Origin of the sequence: Pseudomonas quebecensis (assembly GCF_026410085.1) — a bacterium.
Classification (GTDB): Bacteria; Pseudomonadota; Gammaproteobacteria; order Pseudomonadales; family Pseudomonadaceae; genus Aquipseudomonas; species Aquipseudomonas quebecensis.
This window is the reverse complement of record NZ_CP112866.1, coordinates 2,696,251-2,716,415: the sequence shown is the minus strand read 5'-3', so window position 1 is coordinate 2,716,415 and position 20,165 is coordinate 2,696,251. Positions and strand designations below refer to the sequence as shown.

General features: G+C 58.8%; 18 protein-coding genes and 1 tRNA gene. 6 read left to right on the top strand and 13 right to left on the bottom strand.

Going from position 1 to position 20,165, the window contains the following annotated elements:
• Positions 1–513 precede the first annotated feature (513 nt).
• From OSC50_RS12790 to OSC50_RS12770, 5 genes are all read right to left on the bottom strand, one after another.
• Positions 514–1,038, bottom strand: a complete 525-nt coding sequence (locus tag OSC50_RS12790; RefSeq protein ID WP_253507224.1) for a hypothetical protein — start codon at positions 1,036–1,038, stop codon at positions 514–516.
• A gap of 212 nt (positions 1,039–1,250) precedes the next feature.
• Positions 1,251–2,666 (bottom strand): efflux transporter outer membrane subunit, encoded by a 1,416-nt coding sequence (locus OSC50_RS12785; RefSeq protein ID WP_253507228.1) that lies wholly within the window; start codon positions 2,664–2,666, stop codon positions 1,251–1,253.
• A complete protein-coding gene (locus OSC50_RS12780; protein ID WP_253507232.1) occupies positions 2,663–5,842 on the bottom strand; it encodes an efflux RND transporter permease subunit in 3,180 nt (1,059 codons plus the stop codon). The genes OSC50_RS12785 and OSC50_RS12780 overlap by 4 nt, the downstream gene beginning before the upstream one ends.
• 15 nt (positions 5,843–5,857) lie before the next feature.
• Positions 5,858–7,099: a multidrug efflux RND transporter periplasmic adaptor subunit MexE gene (mexE, locus tag OSC50_RS12775; protein WP_266249132.1), complete on the bottom strand. Its 1,242-nt coding sequence runs from the start codon at positions 7,097–7,099 to the stop codon at positions 5,858–5,860.
• A 200-nt stretch (positions 7,100–7,299) separates the two neighbouring features.
• A complete protein-coding gene (locus tag OSC50_RS12770; RefSeq protein WP_266249133.1) occupies positions 7,300–8,196 on the bottom strand; it encodes a LysR family transcriptional regulator in 897 nt (298 codons plus the stop codon).
• A 101-nt stretch (positions 8,197–8,297) separates the two neighbouring features.
• On the opposite strand from OSC50_RS12770, the gene OSC50_RS12765 reads away from it, so the two are divergent.
• Together OSC50_RS12765 and OSC50_RS12760 are read left to right on the top strand one after the other, a co-directional pair.
• Positions 8,298–9,308: a polysaccharide deacetylase family protein gene (locus OSC50_RS12765; protein WP_266249134.1), complete on the top strand. Its 1,011-nt coding sequence runs from the start codon at positions 8,298–8,300 to the stop codon at positions 9,306–9,308.
• 33 nt (positions 9,309–9,341) lie between these two features.
• Positions 9,342–9,878 carry an ester cyclase gene (locus OSC50_RS12760; RefSeq protein ID WP_266249135.1) on the top strand — a complete coding sequence of 179 codons (537 nt, stop codon included), beginning with the start codon at positions 9,342–9,344 and terminating at the stop codon, positions 9,876–9,878.
• Here the strand turns inward: OSC50_RS12760 and OSC50_RS12755 are convergent.
• Positions 9,875–10,396, bottom strand: a complete 522-nt coding sequence (locus OSC50_RS12755; RefSeq protein WP_266249136.1) for a sterol desaturase family protein — start codon at positions 10,394–10,396, stop codon at positions 9,875–9,877. The two genes, OSC50_RS12760 and OSC50_RS12755, sit on opposite strands and share 4 nt — an antisense overlap.
• 356 nt (positions 10,397–10,752) lie before the next feature.
• Between OSC50_RS12755 and OSC50_RS12750 the strand changes: the two genes are divergently transcribed.
• Positions 10,753–10,839, top strand: a tRNA-Leu gene (locus OSC50_RS12750).
• A gap of 82 nt (positions 10,840–10,921) precedes the next feature.
• Here OSC50_RS12750 and OSC50_RS12745 read toward each other — a convergent pair.
• From OSC50_RS12745 to OSC50_RS12735, 3 genes are read right to left on the bottom strand one after another with little or no spacing between them, the layout of a single operon-like run.
• Positions 10,922–11,953 carry a site-specific integrase gene (locus tag OSC50_RS12745; protein WP_266249138.1) on the bottom strand — a complete coding sequence of 344 codons (1,032 nt, stop codon included), beginning with the start codon at positions 11,951–11,953 and terminating at the stop codon, positions 10,922–10,924.
• A gap of 1 nt (position 11,954) precedes the next feature.
• Positions 11,955–12,164 (bottom strand): DUF4224 domain-containing protein, encoded by a 210-nt coding sequence (locus OSC50_RS12740; protein WP_181079718.1) that lies wholly within the window; start codon positions 12,162–12,164, stop codon positions 11,955–11,957.
• A complete protein-coding gene (locus tag OSC50_RS12735) occupies positions 12,161–12,388 on the bottom strand; it encodes a hypothetical protein (RefSeq protein ID WP_266249141.1) in 228 nt (75 codons plus the stop codon). Before OSC50_RS12735 ends, OSC50_RS12740 begins: the two co-directional genes overlap by 4 nt.
• 175 nt (positions 12,389–12,563) lie before the next feature.
• Between OSC50_RS12735 and OSC50_RS12730 the strand changes: the two genes are divergently transcribed.
• A complete protein-coding gene (locus OSC50_RS12730; protein WP_266249143.1) occupies positions 12,564–12,755 on the top strand; it encodes a hypothetical protein in 192 nt (63 codons plus the stop codon).
• A gap of 34 nt (positions 12,756–12,789) precedes the next feature.
• Here the strand turns inward: OSC50_RS12730 and OSC50_RS12725 are convergent, their stop codons facing one another.
• Both OSC50_RS12725 and OSC50_RS12720 read right to left on the bottom strand, forming a co-directional pair.
• Entirely contained in the window at positions 12,790–13,929 is a 1,140-nt protein-coding gene (locus OSC50_RS12725) for a DNA-methyltransferase (RefSeq protein WP_266249145.1), read from the bottom strand.
• 335 nt (positions 13,930–14,264) lie between these two features.
• Positions 14,265–16,313, bottom strand: coding sequence for a DNA cytosine methyltransferase (locus OSC50_RS12720; RefSeq protein WP_266249147.1), 2,049 nt, complete (start codon positions 16,311–16,313; stop codon positions 14,265–14,267).
• A gap of 50 nt (positions 16,314–16,363) precedes the next feature.
• Between OSC50_RS12720 and OSC50_RS12715 the strand changes: the two genes are divergently transcribed.
• Complete coding sequence (locus tag OSC50_RS12715) at positions 16,364–17,188, top strand: hypothetical protein (RefSeq protein ID WP_266249149.1); 825 nt, start codon at positions 16,364–16,366, stop codon at positions 17,186–17,188.
• On the opposite strand, the gene OSC50_RS12710 is transcribed toward OSC50_RS12715, so the two are convergent.
• Positions 17,170–18,120 (bottom strand): phosphoadenosine phosphosulfate reductase family protein, encoded by a 951-nt coding sequence (locus tag OSC50_RS12710; protein ID WP_266249151.1) that lies wholly within the window; start codon positions 18,118–18,120, stop codon positions 17,170–17,172. The two genes, OSC50_RS12715 and OSC50_RS12710, sit on opposite strands and share 19 nt — an antisense overlap.
• Before the next feature lie 340 nt (positions 18,121–18,460).
• Here OSC50_RS12710 and OSC50_RS12705 point away from each other — a divergent pair, with 340 nt between their 5' ends.
• Entirely contained in the window at positions 18,461–19,213 is a 753-nt protein-coding gene (locus OSC50_RS12705; protein WP_266249153.1) for a DUF8608 domain-containing protein, read from the top strand.
• Positions 19,214–19,323: 110 nt separating this feature from the next.
• Here the strand turns inward: OSC50_RS12705 and OSC50_RS12700 are convergent, their stop codons facing one another.
• A complete protein-coding gene (locus OSC50_RS12700; protein WP_266249154.1) occupies positions 19,324–20,139 on the bottom strand; it encodes a YfdQ family protein in 816 nt (271 codons plus the stop codon).
• Positions 20,140–20,165: the final 26 nt, after the last annotated feature.

Here is a 20,165-nt window from a genome sequence, read left to right as displayed (position 1 = left end):
AGGATTGAAAGCGTGGCGTGATTGCCTTCATACGTTAAGTCTCCAATCAATACTCTGACGGTGAACTTATGAAAAATTTCATTGCGTTACCTTTTGCGGCGTTGATGCTGGTGTCGGTTCAGGCGTCTGCACTGTGTCTGAATATTTCTGAGAGTTTTAGCGGCATAGTAGGGCCGGATGTTGAGGCGACCGTACACGGGCCGTTCACTATAACGGGCAGTAATGGGTGCTCCGCTGCGAATATTGAAGCAATGATTTCAGCTGGCGGTGTGGGTCGACCCCCCCAGATTTCTATTGAGCGGGAAGTGGGTTCAACTTGGACGAAAGTTGCGGCGAACCCTCTTTCATCCCGTGTATCTTGGCTGGGCCCTTTCGGTACTTATAGGATCAGGGTGCACAATTCTGATGCCGTCACGAAGGTCTTTTCAGGAACTGCAAGGTACGGGCGTTAGGCAACAATTATTGCGGTGTGTCAGGGCCCTGGCACACCGCAATATTGCTGCTTGGCCTTAGTCAGGCGTGTTCTTCCACGGATAAATCATTTTTCGGCGAGTTTGCGAAATACGCGAGAGCATTAATCGCGCGATTCGCGTCGATCATACCTTGTATATACTCCGGGATTCCCTGAGAGCGCCCTACGTCTGGGTTGCTTTTCACAAAAGCGAGGTAATCCTCCAATTTTTCGTCAAACAGGGCAATTGCATTGAACTTTACATGTGTATTCGTTTGTCTGCCGTTGGCATCTGACGCACCATCTCCTGATATGAAGATAAAGAAAGCCTGCTCATCGATTATGTTGCTCTCGAACAATCGTCTGCCAACCTTCTTAAGCTCATCCGTACTGATAGACGTCATATCATACTTCTTCAAAAATTCCTTTAAATCCGCTAACTCGTCTTGCCGCCACATTCTCAGTTCATCAACGGCTTTCGATTCATCAGTGATAGTGAACGCGTTCGTCACCTTGTCCGGGTTCTTGATTACGATCGCATTCGTCTGCATGGAACGTACATTAGGTATCGTCACTCTCATGTCCATATCCGTCTCCTTATTGGATAAAGGTTACGTCCCGTTATCGACTTCGCATAAACGATATTTAGGCTGTTGGAAAATTTGGGAAGTGTCTGACAGATGCGATTACCAATAGGAAAGTGTTATTCATGACTATCAGCGCAAAAAAAACCCCATGACCGAATGGACCATGGGGCTAAAAATTGGCTGGATGCGACCAACCAAAGGAGCTCTTTACATCACTTGGCGGTAGCGACCACCGTATCCGGCTGCCAGCCACCCCCCAGCGCTTTGTAGATCGCCACTATCCCGCGATACAGATCCACTTCGGCCTGGGCCTGGGCGTCTTCGGCCGCCAAACGCTCACGCTGGGCATCGAGCAGCACCAGGAAGTCCACCGTGCCTTCGCGGTAGCGGATGGCGGCGAGGTCGGCGGCGGCGCGGCTGGATTCGCTTTGGCGGATCAGCGAGACCAGGCGTTGCTGACGCTTGCCGTAGTCGCTGAAGGCGTTTTCGGACTCTTCCAATGCCAGCAATACTTGCTGTTCATAAGTGGCCAGGGCGCCGTCGGCTTCGGCGTCGGCGCCGCGCAGGCGCGCGCGCACGCTGCCCAGGTCGAGCGCGGCCCAGGTGATGCTCGGGCCCAGGGCCCAGGCGTTGGCGGCGGACGAACCGATCTGCGAGCCACGCCCGGCGGTAAAGCCGAGGAAGCCACTGAGGCTCACTCTTGGGAACAGGTCGGCCTTGGCCACGCCTATGCGCGCGGTGGCGGCGGCCAGTTTGCGTTCGGCGCTGAGGATGTCCGGGCGCCGCTGCAGCAGTTGTCCTGGGTCGCCGATCGGCAAGGCTTTGGCAATCGCCGGCAGGTCTTTCGGGCTCAGATCCACGGTCAGCTTGTCCGGGCGCTGGCCGAGGAGGGTGGCGATGCGATTACGCTCGCGCACCTGTTCGGCCTGCAGTTGCGGCACGCTGGCTTCCACCGAAGCCAGGCGTGCGTCGGCTCGTTCCACGTCGAGCTGATCCCCCACACCGGCATCCCGCAGGCTGACGGTGATGGTGCGCGATTCCTGCTGGTTCTTCAGGTTGTCCAGGGCGATGCGCTCACGCAGTTGCGCGCCACGCAGTTGGCCGTAGGCGTCCACCAGCTCGGCAATCATGCTGACTTGCAGTTGGTACAGGTCCGCCTCGGCCGCCTGTTGGTCGGCCTCGCTGGCTTCCAGGTTGCGCTGGATACGCCCGAACAGGTCCAGTTCCCAGGCCATGTCCAGGCCCAGATCGTAACGTTCGCTGTTGACGCGCCGGGTGGTCTGGCCGGGAATCTGCCCCTTGCCCAAGTCACTGCTGGCGCGGCTGGTAATGGTCGGCATCGCGTCATTGCTGGCATCGTCGCGAATCGCCCGGGCTGCCCGCAGACGGGCGAAGGCGACACGCAGGTCACGGTTGCCCTGCAACGATTGAGTCACCAACTGGTTGAGGGTCGGGTCGTCGAACTGTTGCCACCAGATGCCTTCGAACCTGGCGTGGTCATATTGCTTGGCGTCCGCGGCGGCGGCGATGTTCGCCGCCTCCGGGGTCTGGGTTTTATAGTCCGGGCCTACGGCGCAGGCGGCGAGCGCCAGTACCAGCAGGCTCGGCAGGAATACTTTCACACTCATTGCTGTGTCTCCAGCTTCAAGGCCTTGGCTGCTTTGCGCGCTTCGCTGCGCTCCACATAGCGACGGATCAGGACGTAGAACACCGGGGTCAGCAACAGCCCGAAGAAGGTCACACCGATCATCCCCGAGAACACCGCCACGCCCATGGCATGACGCATCTCGGCACCGGCACCGCTGGACAGTACCAAAGGCACCACACCCATGATGAACGCGAACGAGGTCATCAGGATCGGCCGCAGACGCAGGCGGCAGGCTTCCAATACCGCGGCCAATGGGTCGAGGCCTTCCTGCTGTTTGTCCTTGGCGAACTCCACGATCAGAATCGCGTTCTTGCACGCCAGGCCCACCAGTACGATCAGGCCGATCTGGGTAAAGATGTTGTTGTCGCTGCCCGAGATGATCACCCCGGTGATAGCCGACAGCAGCGTCATCGGTACGATCAGGATCACCGCCAGCGGCAGGCTCCAGCTCTCGTATTGGGCGGCCAGTACCAGGAACGCCAGCAGCACGCAGAGCGGGAACACGAACAGCGCGGTATTGCCAGAGAGGATCTGCTGGTAGGTCAGGTCGGTCCACTCGTAGGTCATGCCGTTGGGCAGTTCATCCTTCAACAGTTTTTCAATCGCGGCCTGGGCCTGGCCCGAGCTGTAGCCCGGTGCGGCGTTGCCGTTGATTTCTGCGGTGATAAAGCCGTTGTAGTGCATCACGCGGTCCGGGCCCGAGGTGTCGCTGACCTTGATAAAGGTCGCCAGCGGGATCATCTCGCCTTTGTTGTTGCGCACTTTCAGCTGGCCGATCTGGTCGGCGTCCTGGCGGAACTGTTGTTCGGCCTGCACGTTGACCTGGTAGGTGCGCCCGAAGCGGTTGAAGTCGTTGGCGTACAACGAACCCAGGTAGACCTGCAGAGTGTCGAAGATGTCGCTGATCGCCACGCCGTGGGTCTTGGCCTTTTCGCGGTCGATGGCCGCATCGACCTGGGGCACATTGACCGTGTAGCTGGTGAACAGGCCGAACAACTCCGGCACGCCGCGGCTCTTGGCGATAACGTTCTGCACTTCTTTGTACAGCTCGTCATAGCCCAGGTTGCCACGGTCTTCGATCTGCAGGCGGAACCCGCCGATAGTGCCCAGCCCCTGTACCGGCGGCGGCGGGAAGATGGCCATGTAGGCTTCTTCAATGTTGCTGTACTGGCCATTCAGTGCCCCGGCAATCGCGCCGGCGGACATGCTCGGGTCTTTTCGCTCATCGAAGGGCTTCAAGGTCACGAACACGATGCCGCTGTTCGGGCTGTTGGTGAAGCCGTTGATAGACAGGCCCGGGAAGGCGATCGCGGCTTCCACGCCGGGCTGTTTCAGGGCGATCTCCGACATGCGCTTCATCACGCTTTCGGTACGGTCCAGGCTCGCGGCGTCCGGCAGTTGCGCGAAGGCTACCAGGTATTGCTTGTCCTGGGCCGGGACGAAACCGGTCGGGGTGTGGGCGAAGCCGAAGAAGGTCAGCACCATCAGGCCGGCGTACACGAACAGGGCAATGCCACTGCCGCGAATCACTCGGCGCACAGTGCCGACGTAGCCATGGCTGGCTCTTTCAAAAAAGCGGTTGAACGGGCGGAACAACCAACCGCCGAACAGCTTGTCGAGGAACTTCGAGAAGCGGTCCTTGGGTGCATCGTGAGCGCGCAGCAACACGGCGGCGAGGGCAGGGGACAGGGTCAGCGAGTTGAAGGCCGAGATCACCGTCGAGATCGCAATGGTCAAGGCGAACTGCTTGTAGAACTGCCCGGTCAAGCCGCTGATAAAGGCGGCCGGAATGAACACCGCACACAGCACCAGCGCCGTGGCGATGATCGGCCCGGTCACCTCGCTCATGGCTTTCTCAGTGGCCGGGAACGGCTCCAGGCCCAGCTCGATATTACGTTCTACGTTCTCCACCACCACGATGGCGTCGTCCACCACGATGCCGATGGCCAAGACCAGCCCGAACAGCGACAGCGCATTGAGCGAGAAGCCGAACAGGTGCATCACCGCAAACGTACCGATCAACGATACCGGTACCGCTACCAACGGAATGATCGAGGCGCGCCAGGTCTGCAGGAACAGAATCACCACCAGCACCACGAGAATCAGGGCTTCGAACAGCGTGTGCACCACCGCTTCGATGGAGCCGCGAACGAAGATCGTCGGGTCATACGCGATGCGGTAATCCATGCCCGCCGGGAAGCTCTTTTTCAGCTCGGCCATCTTGCTGCGCACATCGTTGGAGATGTCGATGGCGTTGGAGCCGGGACGCTGGAAGATCGGAATCGCCACCGCCGGCTGGTTATCGATCAGCGAGCGCAGCGCGTATTGGCTGGACCCCAGTTCGACCCGGGCGATGTCCTTGAGACGTGTGATCTCACCGTTGGCGCCGGCGCGAATCACGATGTTCTCGAACTCCTCTTCGCTGACCAGACGCCCTTGGGTATTGACCGACAACTGGAAGCTGGTGTCAGACGGCGCGGGCTGGGCGCCCAGGGCACCGGCGGCTACCTGGCGGTTCTGCTCGCGGATCGCGGTGACCACATCGGTAGCGGTCAGGTTGCGTGAGGCGGTCTTGTTCGGATCGAGCCACACGCGCAGGGAGTAGTCGCCCATGCCGAACAACTGCACGTCGCCTACACCCCCCAGGCGCGCCAACTCGTCCTTGATATTGAGGATCGCGTAGTTGGACAGGTACAGCATGTCGTAGCGCTGATCCGGGGAGGTCAAGTGCACCACCATGGTCAGGTCAGGGGAGGCCTTGTCCACGGTGATACCGATGCGTGTCACTTCTTCCGGCAGCTTGGGCTGGGTCCGCGTCACTCGGTTCTGCACCTGCACCTGCGCGTTGTCCAGGTCGGTGCCCAGGGCGAAGGTGATGGTCAGGGTCAGCTTGCCGTCGGCGGTCGACTGCGAGGACATGTACAGCATGTTCTCGACGCCGGTGATCGCCTGCTCCAGCGGTGCGGCCACGGTTTCACCGATGACCTTGGGGTTGGCGCCGGGGAAGTTGGCGCGTACCACTACGGTAGGCGGCACCACTTCCGGGTATTCGCTGATCGGCAATTGGAACAGCGAGATCGCACCGGCGATCAGGATCAGCAGCGACAGCACCGCTGCGAAGATCGGCCGCGAAATGAAGAACTTGGAAAAATTCATCTTGAGTCGTATCCCTTAACCGCGTGGAGTCGCAACACTGGCGAGCTTGGGCGCGGTTTTTTCCGGCGCCACTTGCTCAAGGTTGCTGGCTTCCAGCGCTTGTCGTTGTTGGGCCAAGGCGGCGAGGGTTTCCTTGCTGGCCATCGGAATGGTTTCCGGGGTGACCGGTGCACCTGGGCGCACGCGTTGCAGGCCCTTGACGATAATGGTGTCGTCCTTACTCAGGCCGTTGCGCACGATGCGCAAACCTTCGATCTTCGGCCCCAGCTCAACCGCGCGATAAGCCGGCTTGTCGCCTTCCATCACCAGCACGAATTTTTTGCCCAGGTCGGTGCCGACCGCTTCGTCGTTGATCAGCACGGCGGAGTAGGTACCGCTGCCCACCAGCTTCAGGCGTGCATACAGGCCGGGGGTGTATTCGCCCTTGCTGTTGTCGAACACGGCGCGCCCACGGATGGTGCCGGTGGCGGGGTTGACCTGGTTGTCGATGAAATTCATCTGGCCCAGGTGCGGGTTGCCGGTTTCATTCGACAGGCCCAGGTACACCGGGGTCGTGGCACCGCGACGGCCCTGGCGTGCCAGTTCGGTGTACTTGAGGTACACGCGTTCGTCGGCGTCGAAGTAGGCGTAGACCTTGTCGGTGGAAACCACGCTGGTCAGCGCGGTGACGTCGGCGGTGACCAGGTTGCCGGCGGTGATTTCGGCACGGCTGACGCGGCCGCTGATCGGCGAGGTCACACGGGTAAAACTCAGGTTCAGTTTGGCCAGGTCCAACTGCGCCTGGATCCCGGCGACGGCGGCGCGGGCTTCCTGGGCGGCGGTGGTACGCGAGTCGGCCAGTTCGGCGGAGATCGCATTGCTCTGGCGCAGACGCTCGCCGCGCTGGGCTTCGTTTTCGCTGCGGGTGGCCGCGGCCTTGGTTTGTTGCAGTTGCGCTTCAAGGCGGCGTACTTCGGCCTGGAATGGGCGTGGGTCGATCTGGAACAGCAGGTCGCCTTTCTTGACCAAAGCGCCTTCGGTGAAAGCGACTTGGTCAATCTGGCCGGAAACCCGTGGACGAATCTGTACGGTTTCCGGCGCTTCGAGGCGTCCGGTGAACTCGTCCCACTCGTTGACCGGTTGCTCCAGCACCTTGGCTACGCTGACTTTCGCCGCCGGCATGGCGGCCGCTTGTTCCGGGGTTTTACCGCACGCGCTCATCACCACCATGGCCAGAATCGCCAGGGGCAAGCGCAAAGGGTTGAGTGACTGTTCCATAGGGTGCATCCGCCAATGTATTTGAGATGGGCGGATCATGCGCGGGGACGCGGTATGTCACGAATCGAATGAAGCGAAGGTAACTATCATTCGGAATGATATAAGCGCGGATTCAGCCCTCTAGCATGGGGCTTTCGTTAGGGAGCTATCAATGGCCTTGATGGCAAGAGTGTTTTGCGTGGCGTGCAAGGAACAGTCCCTCACCTGGCGCGGTCGGCGGATAGCCGCGCCGCGATGCATTCCATCAAGAGGCTGACCCGGCGCGGCAGGGCACGATTGGTGGGGTAGATGATGTTCAGGGCCGTGCGCCCGAGGTCGTAGTCCGGGAACACTTCCACCAGCCGTCCGGCGTCCAGGTCGGCACGCACGTCCCACACGGATTTAAGGCACAGGCCGTGGCCGTCCAGGCACCACTGGCGCACCAGCGCACCGTCATTCGCGACGCGCCGGCCGCGCACCAGGATGCGCTGGGTGTGCCCTTGCCGGGTAAAGGTCCACTCGTGCGCCAGGTTGATGCCAAAGCGCATCACCAGGCATTCGTGCCCAGCCAGATCTGCCGGCTCCAACGGCGTGCCATGGCGCTCCAGGTAAGCGGGTGCGGCGCACACAACGCGGCGGTTCTCGCCCAGGGGTTTGGCATGCAGGCTGCTGTCGGCCAGGGCGCCGTAGCGCACGGCAAAGTCGATGCCCTGGCCGACGGGGTCGACGTAGCCGTCACTGAGGTGCAGGTCGATGCTGACCTGCGGATGCGCCTGCATGAAGTCTGTGAGGACCGGTTCAAGGTGCTGGCGCCCCAGGTCCTGCGGCGCACTGAGGCGGATCAACCCGGAAACGGTCCGAGTGCCCAGGCGAATACTGCTGTGCAACGCCTCGGCCTGATCCAGCAGGCGCCGTGCGCCTTCGGCCAGCACGCGGCCTTCGTCGGTCAGGTGAATGGCGCGGGTAGTGCGGTTGAGCAGGCTGGCGCCGTAGAAACGCTCCAATTGCACCAGCCGCTCGGACACCGAGGCCGGTGACAACCCCAGTTCGCGCCCGGCCGCCGACAGCCCACCTTTCTCGATAATCAGCAAAAACAGCTCAAGATTTTTCAACGGCATTGTTCGGGGTTTCCGAAAAAGGTTTTTGAAAGCGGCTCAATTATCAAAATAATCCATACATCTTACGGTTGCATCCGTGCTTATCCAACGGAGTCAACGCGATGACATTGATCAACACGCAACGGCGTACCTTTCTCGCCCAGGCCGGCGCAGGCGCAGCGGTGCTGGCGGCGGGGTCGCTACTCAATCCGGCGGGCGCTGCCACGGTGCCGAAGGGCCAGGCCAATAGCGCTGCGGCGATGTCCAGCCAGCGCAACGGACGGTTCTGGCCCGGCGACACGCGGCTGGTGGTGTCGATTTCCATGCAGTTCGAAGCAGGCGGGCAGCCCCCCAAAGGCACTGACAGCCCGTTCCCCAAGGTGGATTTTCCCGACAGCGTGCCGGCCGACGTGGCCACCAATACCTGGTTCGCCTACGGCTATCGCGAGGGCATCCCGCGCATGCTCGACCTGTGGGACCGGCACGGCGTGAAAGTCACCAGCCACATGATCGGCGACGCGGTGCAGCGGCACCCCGAGTTGGCCCGCGAGATCGTCGCCCGTGGCCACGAGGCGGCGGGGCACGGCCCGCGCTGGAGTTCGCAGTTCGCCATGAACCGCGATGAGGAGCGCACCTTTCTGCGCCAGGCCGCGAGCATGGTGCAGGCGGTCACCGGGCAGCCGGTCGTCGGTTACAACTGCAACTGGCTAAGGCGCGGGCCGAACACCCTGTCGCTGCTGCAAGAGCTGGGCTACGTCTATCACATCGATGACGTGAGCCGCGATGAACCCTTTATCGAGCAGGTCAACGGCAAGGATTTCGTGGTGGTGCCCTACACCTTGCGCAACAACGACATCGTGTTGATCGAGGGCCGCAACTATTCACCGTCCCAGTTCCTGGAGCAGGTGAAGCTGGAGTTCGATCAACTCTACGAAGAGGCCGGCACCCGGCGCCGCATGATGTCGATCAGCGCCCATGACCGCATCAGCGGCACGCCGCAAATGGTCAAGGTGTGGGATGAATTCCTGCGCTACGCCAACAGCCATCCCGGCGTCGCTTTCATGCGCAAGGACGCGATTGCTCAATACACCCTCAACAGCCCGCTGAGTCTTCGGGAAACCGAGACGATCTGAGGCGCTGACCCCCTGCATTCAAGGACATTACCAATGAAACCTTTTGCCCGTTCGCACTGCGCCATTGCGGTTGCCGCCTTGCTACTGTCGGGAGCGGCTTCGGCTGCCACGACCGAGTTGATCAAACCCACTGTGGTGGTGATGGATAAGAGCCTTACGGCGAATCAACAAGCGCTGATGGAAACCGTCGCGCGCCGTTATGACACCTTCTGGCACACCGGCGAAGAGCGCTTGGCCCGAGACGCGCTGGCGGATGATTTTGTCGACAAGACACCTCCCGAAGGCCGCAAACAGGGCCCGCAAGGCCCGTTGCTGGCCTCGCGCGCCTTCCGTGCGGCGGTGCCGGATTTGAGTTGCGAGATCGAACAGTTGATCATCGCCGGCGACCGCGCAGTGGCGCACCTGCATTTTCGCGGGCACTTCACCGGCACCTTTGGTCAGCGCAAGGGCAGTGGCCAGGTCGTGGATTTTATTGCCACCGATATCTACCGGATCGACAACGGCAGGATCGCCGCCAACTGGCATATCGAAGATAACCTGACCCTGATGAAGCAGTTGGGCGTGCTCTAGCGCTGGGCGGGATCGACGCGGATATAAGTGCGGAACACGTGATCCCACAACGGCGAGGACACCCCGAAGTTTTTCTCGATGCCCTGGCGGTGGTGCAGGTCGTGATTGGCCACCAGCGCTGGCACTAAACCGTAGGCCCAATGCTGCGGGCGATGCATCACGTAATGCACCGAGATGTAGAAGAAGTAGCCGGTCACCGCACCGATAAACACCGAGACCAGGCCGGTGTACCAGGCCAACAACAACAGCGTGGCGAAGGTCGAGCTGGTTTTCCAGCTCGACACACCGATATAGGCCAGCACATCCACGTGGTGGGTCCAGTGCTCACGGCGGTACAGCGAGTGGAACAGGAAGCGGTGCGCCGAGTATTCCACCAGCGTCCAGGCCAGCAGGCCCACGAGAGCCAGCCCAGGCACGAACGGCGCCAGGCAGAGCGCGAGGATCAAGAAAGCCGGGACGGTGAAAAAATCGAGGTAATACGCAAGCGAAGACATCAACCATTTATTCGAAACGGCCATGTGCGGAATATCCCTGTAGTACGCGATGGAGAGGCAAGCGATAGGCGCGTGGGGCCGCCACGCGCGCCATCATGCAGGCACCTCGGCGCGAAGTCACTCTGGTCGCGGTGGATATCGGCGCCATTTGTGGCCTGTGACACATCCACCGGCGACGGCGACCAGCTGGCGTTGCGCCGGCCAATAGCACCTCGTAACGCTGGACGTCCAGAAACGCCACGCACAAAGGCCTGTGGCGAAGTGTAGATCACTGATCTGCCAAGCTTTTTTATCCTGCTTTTATGCTTCAAAGCGGGCGCCTGACCTTGCGTCGACGCGCTTGGGTCTATATATTCCGAACCCTGTTACACCGCGCTACCGCCCGAATGGCGAAACTGGTAGACGCATGGGACTTAAAATCCCCCGCTCGTAAGGGCGTGCCGGTTCGATTCCGGCTTCGGGCACCATCTAGAATCAAGGGTTTGCGGGCGAAAGCTGATGCAAGCCCTTGTTTGTTTCCGGTCCGCAATAATATAACTGGTCCGCAATTCACTTCGTTGGTGAGACTTTCTTGCCTTTCCGGTTGCGGATGTACTGCTCAGTCATGACTACGGTGGTATGCCCAAGTTGATCCTTGGCCTGCATGATATCGCCACTGGATTCGGCCTTGTCCGTACCGGCTTTGGCGCGCAGATCCCGCATTTGAAACTCAGGCTTAGCCACCCCAGCAGCTTCCCTCGCTATATCAAATTTCCTACGCAACATTGCCACCGTCATCGGTGTGCCATCCTCTGCAACGATCAGCCGCGTCGAGCGGACTTTATGCCCTGACTTTCGGGACATTATTCGATCAATCAAAACCTTCAGTTCGCCGGTGACCTCGATTCGACGTTTTGCCTTTGTTTTCCCCTGAAGGACCCAGATCTGCCCATCCCTTACGTCTCTTTCGTCCATCATCCGTGTGTCCGTGACTCGTTGACCAGTCAAGTAGGCGAGGTCCATTGCATCACGCAACCCCGCGTCAGCCTTGTCGTGAACTCGCTTGAACAGGTCGTCCTCAACGTAGGTGTCCCGCCCAGTCTCCTTGTTGCCTTTGATTCCGGCGCAAGGGTTCGCAAGTGATGTATAGCCCTTGTCCCTGGCGTAGTTCCATATCGCGCTGAGCAGGGCTTTTTCTCGATTGGCTCTTACGGGCGCTGACTTTCGCCAGGTCAGATACTGGCGAACATGAAGGGGCTCGATCGTCTCAAGTGGTGCGGGCGGATCATCGAAGAACGCCATTAAGTTTTTCAGTTCGCGCTGGTTGTCGAGCTGAGTCGCTGCGCCCTTGGTGGGCACAACTTCAACCAGGTACTTTTCTGCCACGTACCGAAAGGTGATCACCCTGGTGACCAGTTCGGTTGAACTGCGATCACGCTCCAGTTTTGCGTACGCCATGATGGCCAAGCCGTAGTCACTGCCCAGGGGTATTTCCTTGCGGTCCTTTCCGCCGGTGTCGTAATAGTAAAAAACCCGGCCGCTGGCTTTCTTGCGCTCTCTTAGCCGGGCGATGGAGCCCGGCTTACTTGGTCTTCTTCCCATTTCAGCTTGCCTTGCGTGGTTTCCATACGAGTTTCTCTGGCTCGGATATGCCGACGGCAGTAACTGCCATGGCTGTCACGCTCGGCCAACCGTTCATTTTGATGGTGTGCCGGATGCCGTTTCTTTTGAGGTTCAGGATCTGGCCAGCCTTTGTCCGAGCGCCGGTCAGCTCGCAAACCTCTTCATGCGATAGGAATTGAACTCCGCTCATGGATCGCTCCGTGCGCCCGTAGTGGGCCGCGCTGTCTTGATGATGTGAATGATGAAACCGAAGGTGATCAGCAGCCAGCCGCAGGTGCCGACGAAGGCGTAGAGGATATCGGTTGTTTCGCCGCCGACCAGAAGGCGCGGGGCGATCCAAAAGAACCAGCAACCGCTGCCTACCAGGTACAGCAAAGCGCCCAGCAGGATGAGGGTGAGTTTTATTGCGAACATGGCGGTGTCCTTGCCGCGCTGGGCGGCATATAGGGGATTGGAGTGATAGCTTTCTGCCTAGATGTCAAATAGGCCGAAAGCCGTGTACAAGAAGGTTCAATTAAGTTCGTGATGAGGCATGGACGTGTCACACAACTTCGATGCTCCGATAGCGCACGCTTACCGGGGCCACGTGATGTTTCTCAAGTTCGACTGGCGCCGCCCGAACGATGAGACCCCTGTTGCCGCAAATATCATTGAACCAGCAGCCATCAATGGCTTGGGTGAGGTTGCAGCGAAGTTGGAAGGCCCTTGGCCAGACTATCCAGCAGCGCTTGATGACGCGATGGCGGCGGCGGAACGATGGATCGATAGTCAGTTGCCGTGACTCTGTTCACCGGCAGTCATGTAGGGGATTGGGGTTAGGCTGCTGGGTGTTGCACTGTGTCGCGGAAGACATCCATCTGTGCGGCGCCGTCGAGCCAGGCGGCCGCGATCCGGCGTTCAGCCATTGCGGCATATTCCGGGTTCAGTTCGCACAGGATTGATTTTCGGCCTTCCTGCATGGCAACCACCGCCGTGGTACCGGCGCCGCCGAAAGGGTCAAGCACGGTGCCGCCTAGTGGCGCGCCGGCAAGGATGCACGGGCGGATCAGATCGGGCGGGAACGTGGCGAAGTGGGCTTCCTTGAAGGCGTGCGTTGCAACGGTCCAGACGCTGCGCTTATTGCGGGTGGCTACATCCCACGAACTTTCCTCGCGGTCTGGTCGATGCGTGCCGACTGCTTGGCCCGGTATGGCCTGCTCTCGCTTCGAACCTTCACGCTTGAAGCTGTCCCGCCGTGCTCGCTCTGCGCCGTCTTTGTGGAAAGCACCGTGCCCACCGTCGCCGGTTGATGTGTCCCAGCCGGTCGGTACCGTTGCCCTCGGCTTGGTTATCACATCGAAGCCATGGCCGAAGCCGACCCCGCTGGGTGTTGCGCCGTATATCGCAGGCTCGCGGATCGCGGTCATATCGCAGTGGTACCGGCGCGACTTACTGAGCAAGAAGATATATTCGTGGGCCTTTGTGCAGCGGTCGCGCGTTGATTCCGGCATGGGGTTTGGCTTGTGCCAGATGATGTCTTGCCGCAGGTACCATCCGTCATCCTGGAGGGCGAACGCCAGGCGCCACGGCATGCCCATCAGGTCTTTCGGCTTGTACTCCGCGTGGGTTGTCGATTTTGCTTTACGCTGACTTGCCATCACCTGCCTCTGGCTGAGCGTCGATACTCCGACGCCCATATCATCACGACCGTGCGCGCCCCAACTGCCGGCATAGCTGTCACCCATATTTACCCAGGCCGTTCCATCGTCGCGGAGTACTCGGCGCACCTCGCGGAACACTTCGACCAGTCGAGCTATGAACTCGGCTGGCGTTTCCTCTAGACCAATCTGGCCGTCTACACCGTAATCCCGAAGTCCATAGTAGGGCGGGCTGGTTACGCACATCTGAACCGACTTGTCTGGCAGCGTCCGCATCGACTCAATGCAGTCGCCGATCAAAACGCGATGCTGTTTCATGGGCGAGTTCGTCCTTGCCGCTATAGCGGCTGACTTTGAAGGGGGAGGGGTTACAGGTTTTACGGGAGGGGTACGGATGTACTCCTATAGAGATTTGGCAGTGCTACGAGTCGATATCCGACAAGCGGTAGTTGTTTGATGATTCGTCGTGACGACGGGTGATGTCGCGTGACATGAGTTGGAAAAACCCCAAGAGGAATTTAATCAGTCGTGATAACAAAATCGGTATCGCCTAAATCAACTGGTGATACCAACATGCTAAAACTGAATGAAATCCTTGAGGCTATTTACTATGTCCTCGCCATCATTTTGTCACTGAGGGAGCTGGGGTGGCTTCAAGCTGCTTCTGTTTGGTACTCCGAGATTCTCCATGGGTCATTTGCCCTTGCGAGTGCAGCCATGGGCGGCGGGCTGACGCTGTTGCCGCACATGTGCACCTGCTGAGTTTTGGTGAACGGCTTGCCGTCGGCGCCGTGGCTGATGATGTAGTCGGCCGGGAAGCCCTGGGCCTTGTACAGCTCGGCCGGTTTCAGCATCCGCAGGCAGATGTCGACGATCACATAGGGCGTGCCCTTCACCATGACGGTGACCATGGCCAGGCGGTCCTTGGTGGTGATTGTCGGAGCGGGCGCATCGCAAGCGCTGATGTTCTCGGTACCGTAGTAGCTGATCAGGAAAGCGGCTACGCGGAGGGCACCGGCTTCGTGTTCCGGTGACAGCGTGAGCGACACCAGCGAACTCTTGCCACCGCCGCCGGCTGTGATGGTGGGTGCTGGTTCCTCCAGGCCCTGGCCAACGCTGCCGCCGAATGCCCGCTCCATGAATGCGCTAACCAACCCGTGGTGCTGGCCGCCGGCGCTGACGGTGTGCAGCGGGTCGTTCACGTCCCGTGCATCGCAGTTGCCACGCAAGTGAACCAGGTTCGCCACCGCCAGTTGCTGCTGACTGCCGGTGTTGGTCACCGTGGTCATGGGTTCGTGCATGCCCTTGGCGTGCGTGGTGTTGAATCCGCCGTTGGCCTGGATCATCACCGCGGAGCTGACGGACTGTCCGCCGCCGCTTGCGGTAACCGTGCCGATAGGGCCGCAAATGTCGTTCACCCCGTGGGAGCGGCGCTTATTTGCCCCAGAGCCCTCGCCGTGCCCGGCCTGGACGATGCAGGCGGAAGCCAGCGCACGGTGGTTCTGGGTCATCAGCGTGCCCACCGGCTGGTCCATGCCCACCGGCTTGCCTGAGTACTCCGGGCCACCGGCCCCAACCATCAGTGGGCTGATCAGCGTCAGCTCGCCACGGTTCGCACAGGTCACTGTGGGCAGCGGCTCAAGCGGGTCATTGATTCGGTCGCTGCCCTGGTGGGTAGCCGGGGCAATGATCGGGCTGACCACTGAGAAGGCGCCGCCCTTTGGGTAGGAGGTGATGGTGCGCAGCGGCTCGTCGGCCGACTGCACTGCCTCGCCGGACCAGTTCGCAATCGGCACAATAAATGGCGACGCGCTGTCGATGACGAACTTCTTCATGCCCTTGGCAACGCGGCGCAGGGTGGCCGGTGCCAGGTCCTTCTTGCGTCCGAATATGCTTTTGCCCAGGTCGGTGAAGTCGATGCAGTCAGCGGCTGTTTTCCACTTCTGCTGACCCTTGGCAGGGTTTTTCGCGTGGGTCGGCTCGGGCCACACGATTGGCTGGCCGTCGCATCGGGCAATCATGAACAGCCGCTCCCGGCTGGTCGGCGCGCCGAAGTCGCAGGCCTTGATCACCTTCCACTCGACGACGTAGCCCATGCCCTCGAGCAGAGCCACGAAGCGGCGCCAGGTCCGGCCGCGCTGCTTTGGATCTGGAATAAGGAACTGCTGGCCCACCGGCACGACCTCGCCAGGTGCCGCCACATTGCCGTCCAGCTTCACCACTCGCCCGGTGGCCTTGTCGCGCTTGGCGATCAGTCGGCCCCATTGCAGGATCTGCTTCACGTTCTCCAGGCTGATCACGCGGGGCCGCTTCTTGCCTCCCCACTTGAGGCCGATCCACGACAGGTTGCGGATCTCGCGCTTGCGCGGTTGGCCGCCAGCTGCCTGGCTGTGATGGGTGCAGTCCGGCGACATGTGGAACCAGCCCACGGCCTTGCCGCCGCACTCGGTGTCCGGGTCGCCATCGAAAACGTCGGTCGTGAAGTGCTTCGCGCCCGGGTGGTTCACGGTGTGCATGCTGATCGCTTGCGGGCTGTGGTTCTTCGCAACATTCACCGCGCGGCCCAGGCCCATCTCCAAGCCGGTACCGGCCCCGCCGCCACCGCAGAAGAAGTCGACAACGATCTCATCGTCCTGAGGGTTGAAGCCGAGTCCGTATTGAGTTTTGAAATCCAAGGCGTGTTTCTTCCGTTGTGCGGACATAGGGGATCCTTATCGGTATATTTGACCGAATTGATTTTCAGGGGGGCGTTATGATTTGCGCACTTTGCAGGGAAGAAAAAGGCAAGCTTATCGATAGCCACTTTATGCCAGCGGCTGCCTATCCTCATGTTCGAGGAACCGAAGAAACTGGTAGTGGACCACCTGTATTAATTAACTTACGAAGAAAAAGCGCGATCCAAACAGATAGACAAGTTAAGCGTCCGCTGCTTTGTTCTGAGTGTGAAGACCTTTTTTCAAAAAATGGGGAACGGAGGATGGGGCACCTTTGGGCTACTGCCTCCGGGTTTCCTTTACTAGACATGCTAAATTCTGAGGCAGCAATTTCTAAAGGTGAAAGATTCGATATTTACGACAGTCGTTTGTTGGAAGCAGGTGTTGTGAACTCAATCTTCTACTTTGCAATGAGTATATTTTGGAGGGCACAGGTCTGGGATTGGGGGTATGATGGGGATGCCTATAATCGTGCGCTTGGGCAGCATTATGAATCCAAGTTCAGGAGTTTTTTATTAGGAAAAACAGAATTGAATAACGTGTTGTTGTTCGTCAATGTGAACTCTGACTTAGATACCTCAGCTATTATGACGTTTCCTAGGTCAGGGAGAGTCGGCTCAGATCGGCTCCATTCTTTTAGTCTGCTGGGCTTGAATTTCGATATGTATGTCGGCCGAAAAATTAGCTCTGTGACTCGAACTCCTTTTGAATTTTATAATACGCAAATTATGTTTGTTTCTTCTGATCTGAAAAAGTCCGCTGCATTTAAGAAATTGGCAGGCAGAGTTCGAACAGAAGTAGAGGCGAAAGGGAAGTTGAAAGCCAATCCTGCGAATAAATTCAATCATTCACAAAGACCATAAGCAGATGAACAACTGTTCTGGCTGTCGGTGCGTGCGATGAGGTCGACCATGTCGAACTGGCGGCCGCCGCGCGCGGTGTTGCTCCAGTCGACGATCCTGTCAATTCCGTGCGTGGCCGCGCTAACCTTTTCATCTGACCGGACGGTGGGGTCGGTGACGGTGGCGAAGAACGTAGCCGCGCCTCGCTTGCTGGCAATGCTCACCAGTCGCTCCCACTCGCGCACACGATCAACTTCCTCTGGCCACCTGGCCGCGATCTGCCGGAGCTCGTCTTTCGCGCACATGATGCAGGGCATGCACCCGACTCGATTGCAGCCTTGCAAGTAAAGCGGGTTCGGCTTGATCCCGGCCGCGCGGTGAGCCTCGAAGACTGAATCAACCGTCCACTTCAAGATGGGCCGGTAGTTGAACAGGCCGCCGCCAACCTCATCGCACTCCGGCAGGTATCGGCGGTTCAGTGATTCATCGGCCCGCACGCCTTGCCAGGACAGCAGCATGTTTTCGCCGTCCATGAGTGGCAGGTAGACCTGCTCAATGATTGGGTTGCGCTTGAGCTCGTCGGTGCAGAAGCGGGCTTTGGTGCTGGGGAATCGACCTTTCCAAAGGCACAAGTCCAGGAACGGGTTGCCGGTTGGGTGCAGGACTTCTAGAGCGCCCAGCACCACGGATTCGGCAACACCCTTTTCGCGCCATTTCGTTTCGACGAATTTGCGTTTGCCGGCGATCTGCCTGGAGAAATCTGCCTTTACCCACCGGATGGGAACACCAGTGGCTTCAGCCAGGTAGTGGATGTAGTCGTACGTCTCTGGATGCTCATGCCCGGTATCAGCCACTACAGCGCTCAGGTTAGGCACCTCCAGCTCGCGGGCGACCAGCAGCGTAGCCGTGCTGTCTTTACCGCCGCTCATGCTGACGATGTTGTGAGTAGGCATAGGGGATCCTCGCCGGCTGGCGTGATTCGTTAAAGTGGGTGATATGCTTTGCTGCTTATCGAACAAGGAGGTGGAAATGGCCGGTAAAAAGCTTGAAGCGTTCCGTGAGTGGTTCACGCCGCGTAGGCGGCTGTGGGCAGGAATAGGACTGTTTGCAATTGCTATCGCTGTACCTATTGTCAGTCCGGGAACGACCGCCGCTTGGCTCATAGGGCCGGCGGCTGTATTTTTCTTGGGTAGCTTTATTCCCAGGAAGGCGATAGGGCGCTGGCGGCTGGCCTGATTCGTTGATATGGGGTATTACGGGTGACCGGCATGGAGCCGGATCAAGGAGATCGAAGTGAAATTGGAAGTTTTCGTAAGAGAGTTTGTTAAAGGTGAAATTCCTGAATATCCCTGCCCTTCCTGCGGAAAACTGAAGTTATCCGAGAAAGCTTTTGTTTCAGAAGCTGATGCTTCTACCAAAAGGAATGGTGGCTCAGAGGGTTGGGAGCCAGAATATGATGAGTACGTGTTCAGTCTGACCTTAGAATGCACTGGGTGTTTTGAGACAATTTTCGTCAGTGGTGACGGTTATGTTGACGAGGAAATCGATGTTGATGATCACGAAAACTGGTCGCGACATTTAGTAGTAAAATATCGTCCAAAATACTTTTTCCCAGCTCTAAGGTTCATTGATTACCCCAACGCAACCCCTAAGGACGTGAAGGAAAGCGTAGACGCCGCGGCAGCACTGTTTTATGCGCACCCAGCAGCTTCATGCAACTCTTTACGTATGGCAGCTGAGGGGATAGTAACATCGCTTGGCGTGCCAGAGAGTGCGAGAGGGAAGTTCGTTTCTTTAGAAAAAAGAATTAAACAACTCCCCGAGAGTTCTACAGAGCGAAATTTGCTTGACGCGATTAGGTGGCAAGGTAATAACGGAAGCCACTCGAACTCAATCATTACTCATGCGGATACAGAAGACTCTTTCAATATTATAAATCTTCTTATTGAAGAAGTTTACAGCGATCGCAAGCGGAAAATTCAAGAGCTAGCCGATGCCATTAATTTACGAAAGGGGCCGGTAAGGTTGCATGGTTTTCGAGAGTGAGTAACCGACCGCAGAAAAAACTTCATTGCAATGAACCTTAATTTTGGACACTAGCTCAGTACTTTTCCTTAAGATCCTGCTGAGTCCTCAGCAGGATCACGTTGCCCGGCTTATTTCGGATCAAACGAGCCAAGCGCCAGTCTGGCACTAACGCCAATATGCTTTTGCAGCACCGTCTTAAACTCCTGCGCGATATCTTCGCGCTGCACCTCTTCACCTATCCATCGCAGTTTAAGCACTGGCTGCGAGCCGCTGGTAATAACCGACAGGCGCAGGATTATCTGCTGCTCGGTCAGGCCTTCGAACGGCACCGTGCGGAATTGCAACGACACTGGCAGGGTTTCTTTACTGCGCGCTTCGATCTGGTCCATGGCGCTACGGCTGGCGCTGGTCTCGCCCACGGTGGTTTCCGATTCGCTGGACGCCTTTATGGTGATAGTGCGCACGGCGGCGATAGCTTTGGCCACCGGTATGGCGGCTCCAACCTCATCAACCGGCGTGAGATACTGGTGCCAGTCTTCGATCCAGTCGCTCAGGTCTTTCTGGCTGATGCCGCGGCCGCCGATTTGCTGGGCGGCGGTGTAGCCGGCGGTGGGTTTCAACTTGAGGACGGCGCGATCATCAGCGTGACCAGGTACTTCTGCGGTGCCCAAATTGAACAGCAGCACACAGCTCATCTCGTCCTGATCAATGAAGCCGCGGGCGCCAAGCGCCGTGCGTTCCACCACGTAGGCACTGAAGTCTTCCAGCGAGTGAGTGGTATAGGTTCCACGGAAGCGGCTGCGACCGCCCTGGAACCTCTCCAAGTCGATTACTTTCGAGCTTTCCGGCAGCACCACGGTAGGGACCAGTGTTTCCAGCTTCTTGCCGTTGGCTTCCAGCGCCGTATCGGTGATGAGCTGAATTGCATCTTTGGTAAGTGACATCGCTTATTTCCTTGGATTGCGGGGGG

Coding starts and splice junctions, on each gene's coding strand:
- OSC50_RS12790 (WP_253507224.1), bottom strand. CDS start 1,038: ATGGACATGAGAGTGACGATACCTAATGTACGTTCCATGCAGACGAAT.
- OSC50_RS12785 (WP_253507228.1), bottom strand. CDS start 2,666: ATGAGTGTGAAAGTATTCCTGCCGAGCCTGCTGGTACTGGCGCTCGCC.
- OSC50_RS12780 (WP_253507232.1), bottom strand. CDS start 5,842: ATGAATTTTTCCAAGTTCTTCATTTCGCGGCCGATCTTCGCAGCGGTG.
- mexE (WP_266249132.1), bottom strand. CDS start 7,099: ATGGAACAGTCACTCAACCCTTTGCGCTTGCCCCTGGCGATTCTGGCC.
- OSC50_RS12770 (WP_266249133.1), bottom strand. CDS start 8,196: ATGCCGTTGAAAAATCTTGAGCTGTTTTTGCTGATTATCGAGAAAGGT.
- OSC50_RS12765 (WP_266249134.1), top strand. CDS start 8,298: ATGACATTGATCAACACGCAACGGCGTACCTTTCTCGCCCAGGCCGGC.
- OSC50_RS12760 (WP_266249135.1), top strand. CDS start 9,342: ATGAAACCTTTTGCCCGTTCGCACTGCGCCATTGCGGTTGCCGCCTTG.
- OSC50_RS12755 (WP_266249136.1), bottom strand. CDS start 10,396: ATGGCCGTTTCGAATAAATGGTTGATGTCTTCGCTTGCGTATTACCTC.
- OSC50_RS12745 (WP_266249138.1), bottom strand. CDS start 11,953: ATGGGAAGAAGACCAAGTAAGCCGGGCTCCATCGCCCGGCTAAGAGAG.
- OSC50_RS12740 (WP_181079718.1), bottom strand. CDS start 12,164: ATGAGCGGAGTTCAATTCCTATCGCATGAAGAGGTTTGCGAGCTGACC.
- OSC50_RS12735 (WP_266249141.1), bottom strand. CDS start 12,388: ATGTTCGCAATAAAACTCACCCTCATCCTGCTGGGCGCTTTGCTGTAC.
- OSC50_RS12730 (WP_266249143.1), top strand. CDS start 12,564: ATGTTTCTCAAGTTCGACTGGCGCCGCCCGAACGATGAGACCCCTGTT.
- OSC50_RS12725 (WP_266249145.1), bottom strand. CDS start 13,929: ATGAAACAGCATCGCGTTTTGATCGGCGACTGCATTGAGTCGATGCGG.
- OSC50_RS12720 (WP_266249147.1), bottom strand. CDS start 16,313: ATGTCCGCACAACGGAAGAAACACGCCTTGGATTTCAAAACTCAATAC.
- OSC50_RS12715 (WP_266249149.1), top strand. CDS start 16,364: ATGATTTGCGCACTTTGCAGGGAAGAAAAAGGCAAGCTTATCGATAGC.
- OSC50_RS12710 (WP_266249151.1), bottom strand. CDS start 18,120: ATGCCTACTCACAACATCGTCAGCATGAGCGGCGGTAAAGACAGCACG.
- OSC50_RS12700 (WP_266249154.1), bottom strand. CDS start 20,139: ATGTCACTTACCAAAGATGCAATTCAGCTCATCACCGATACGGCGCTG.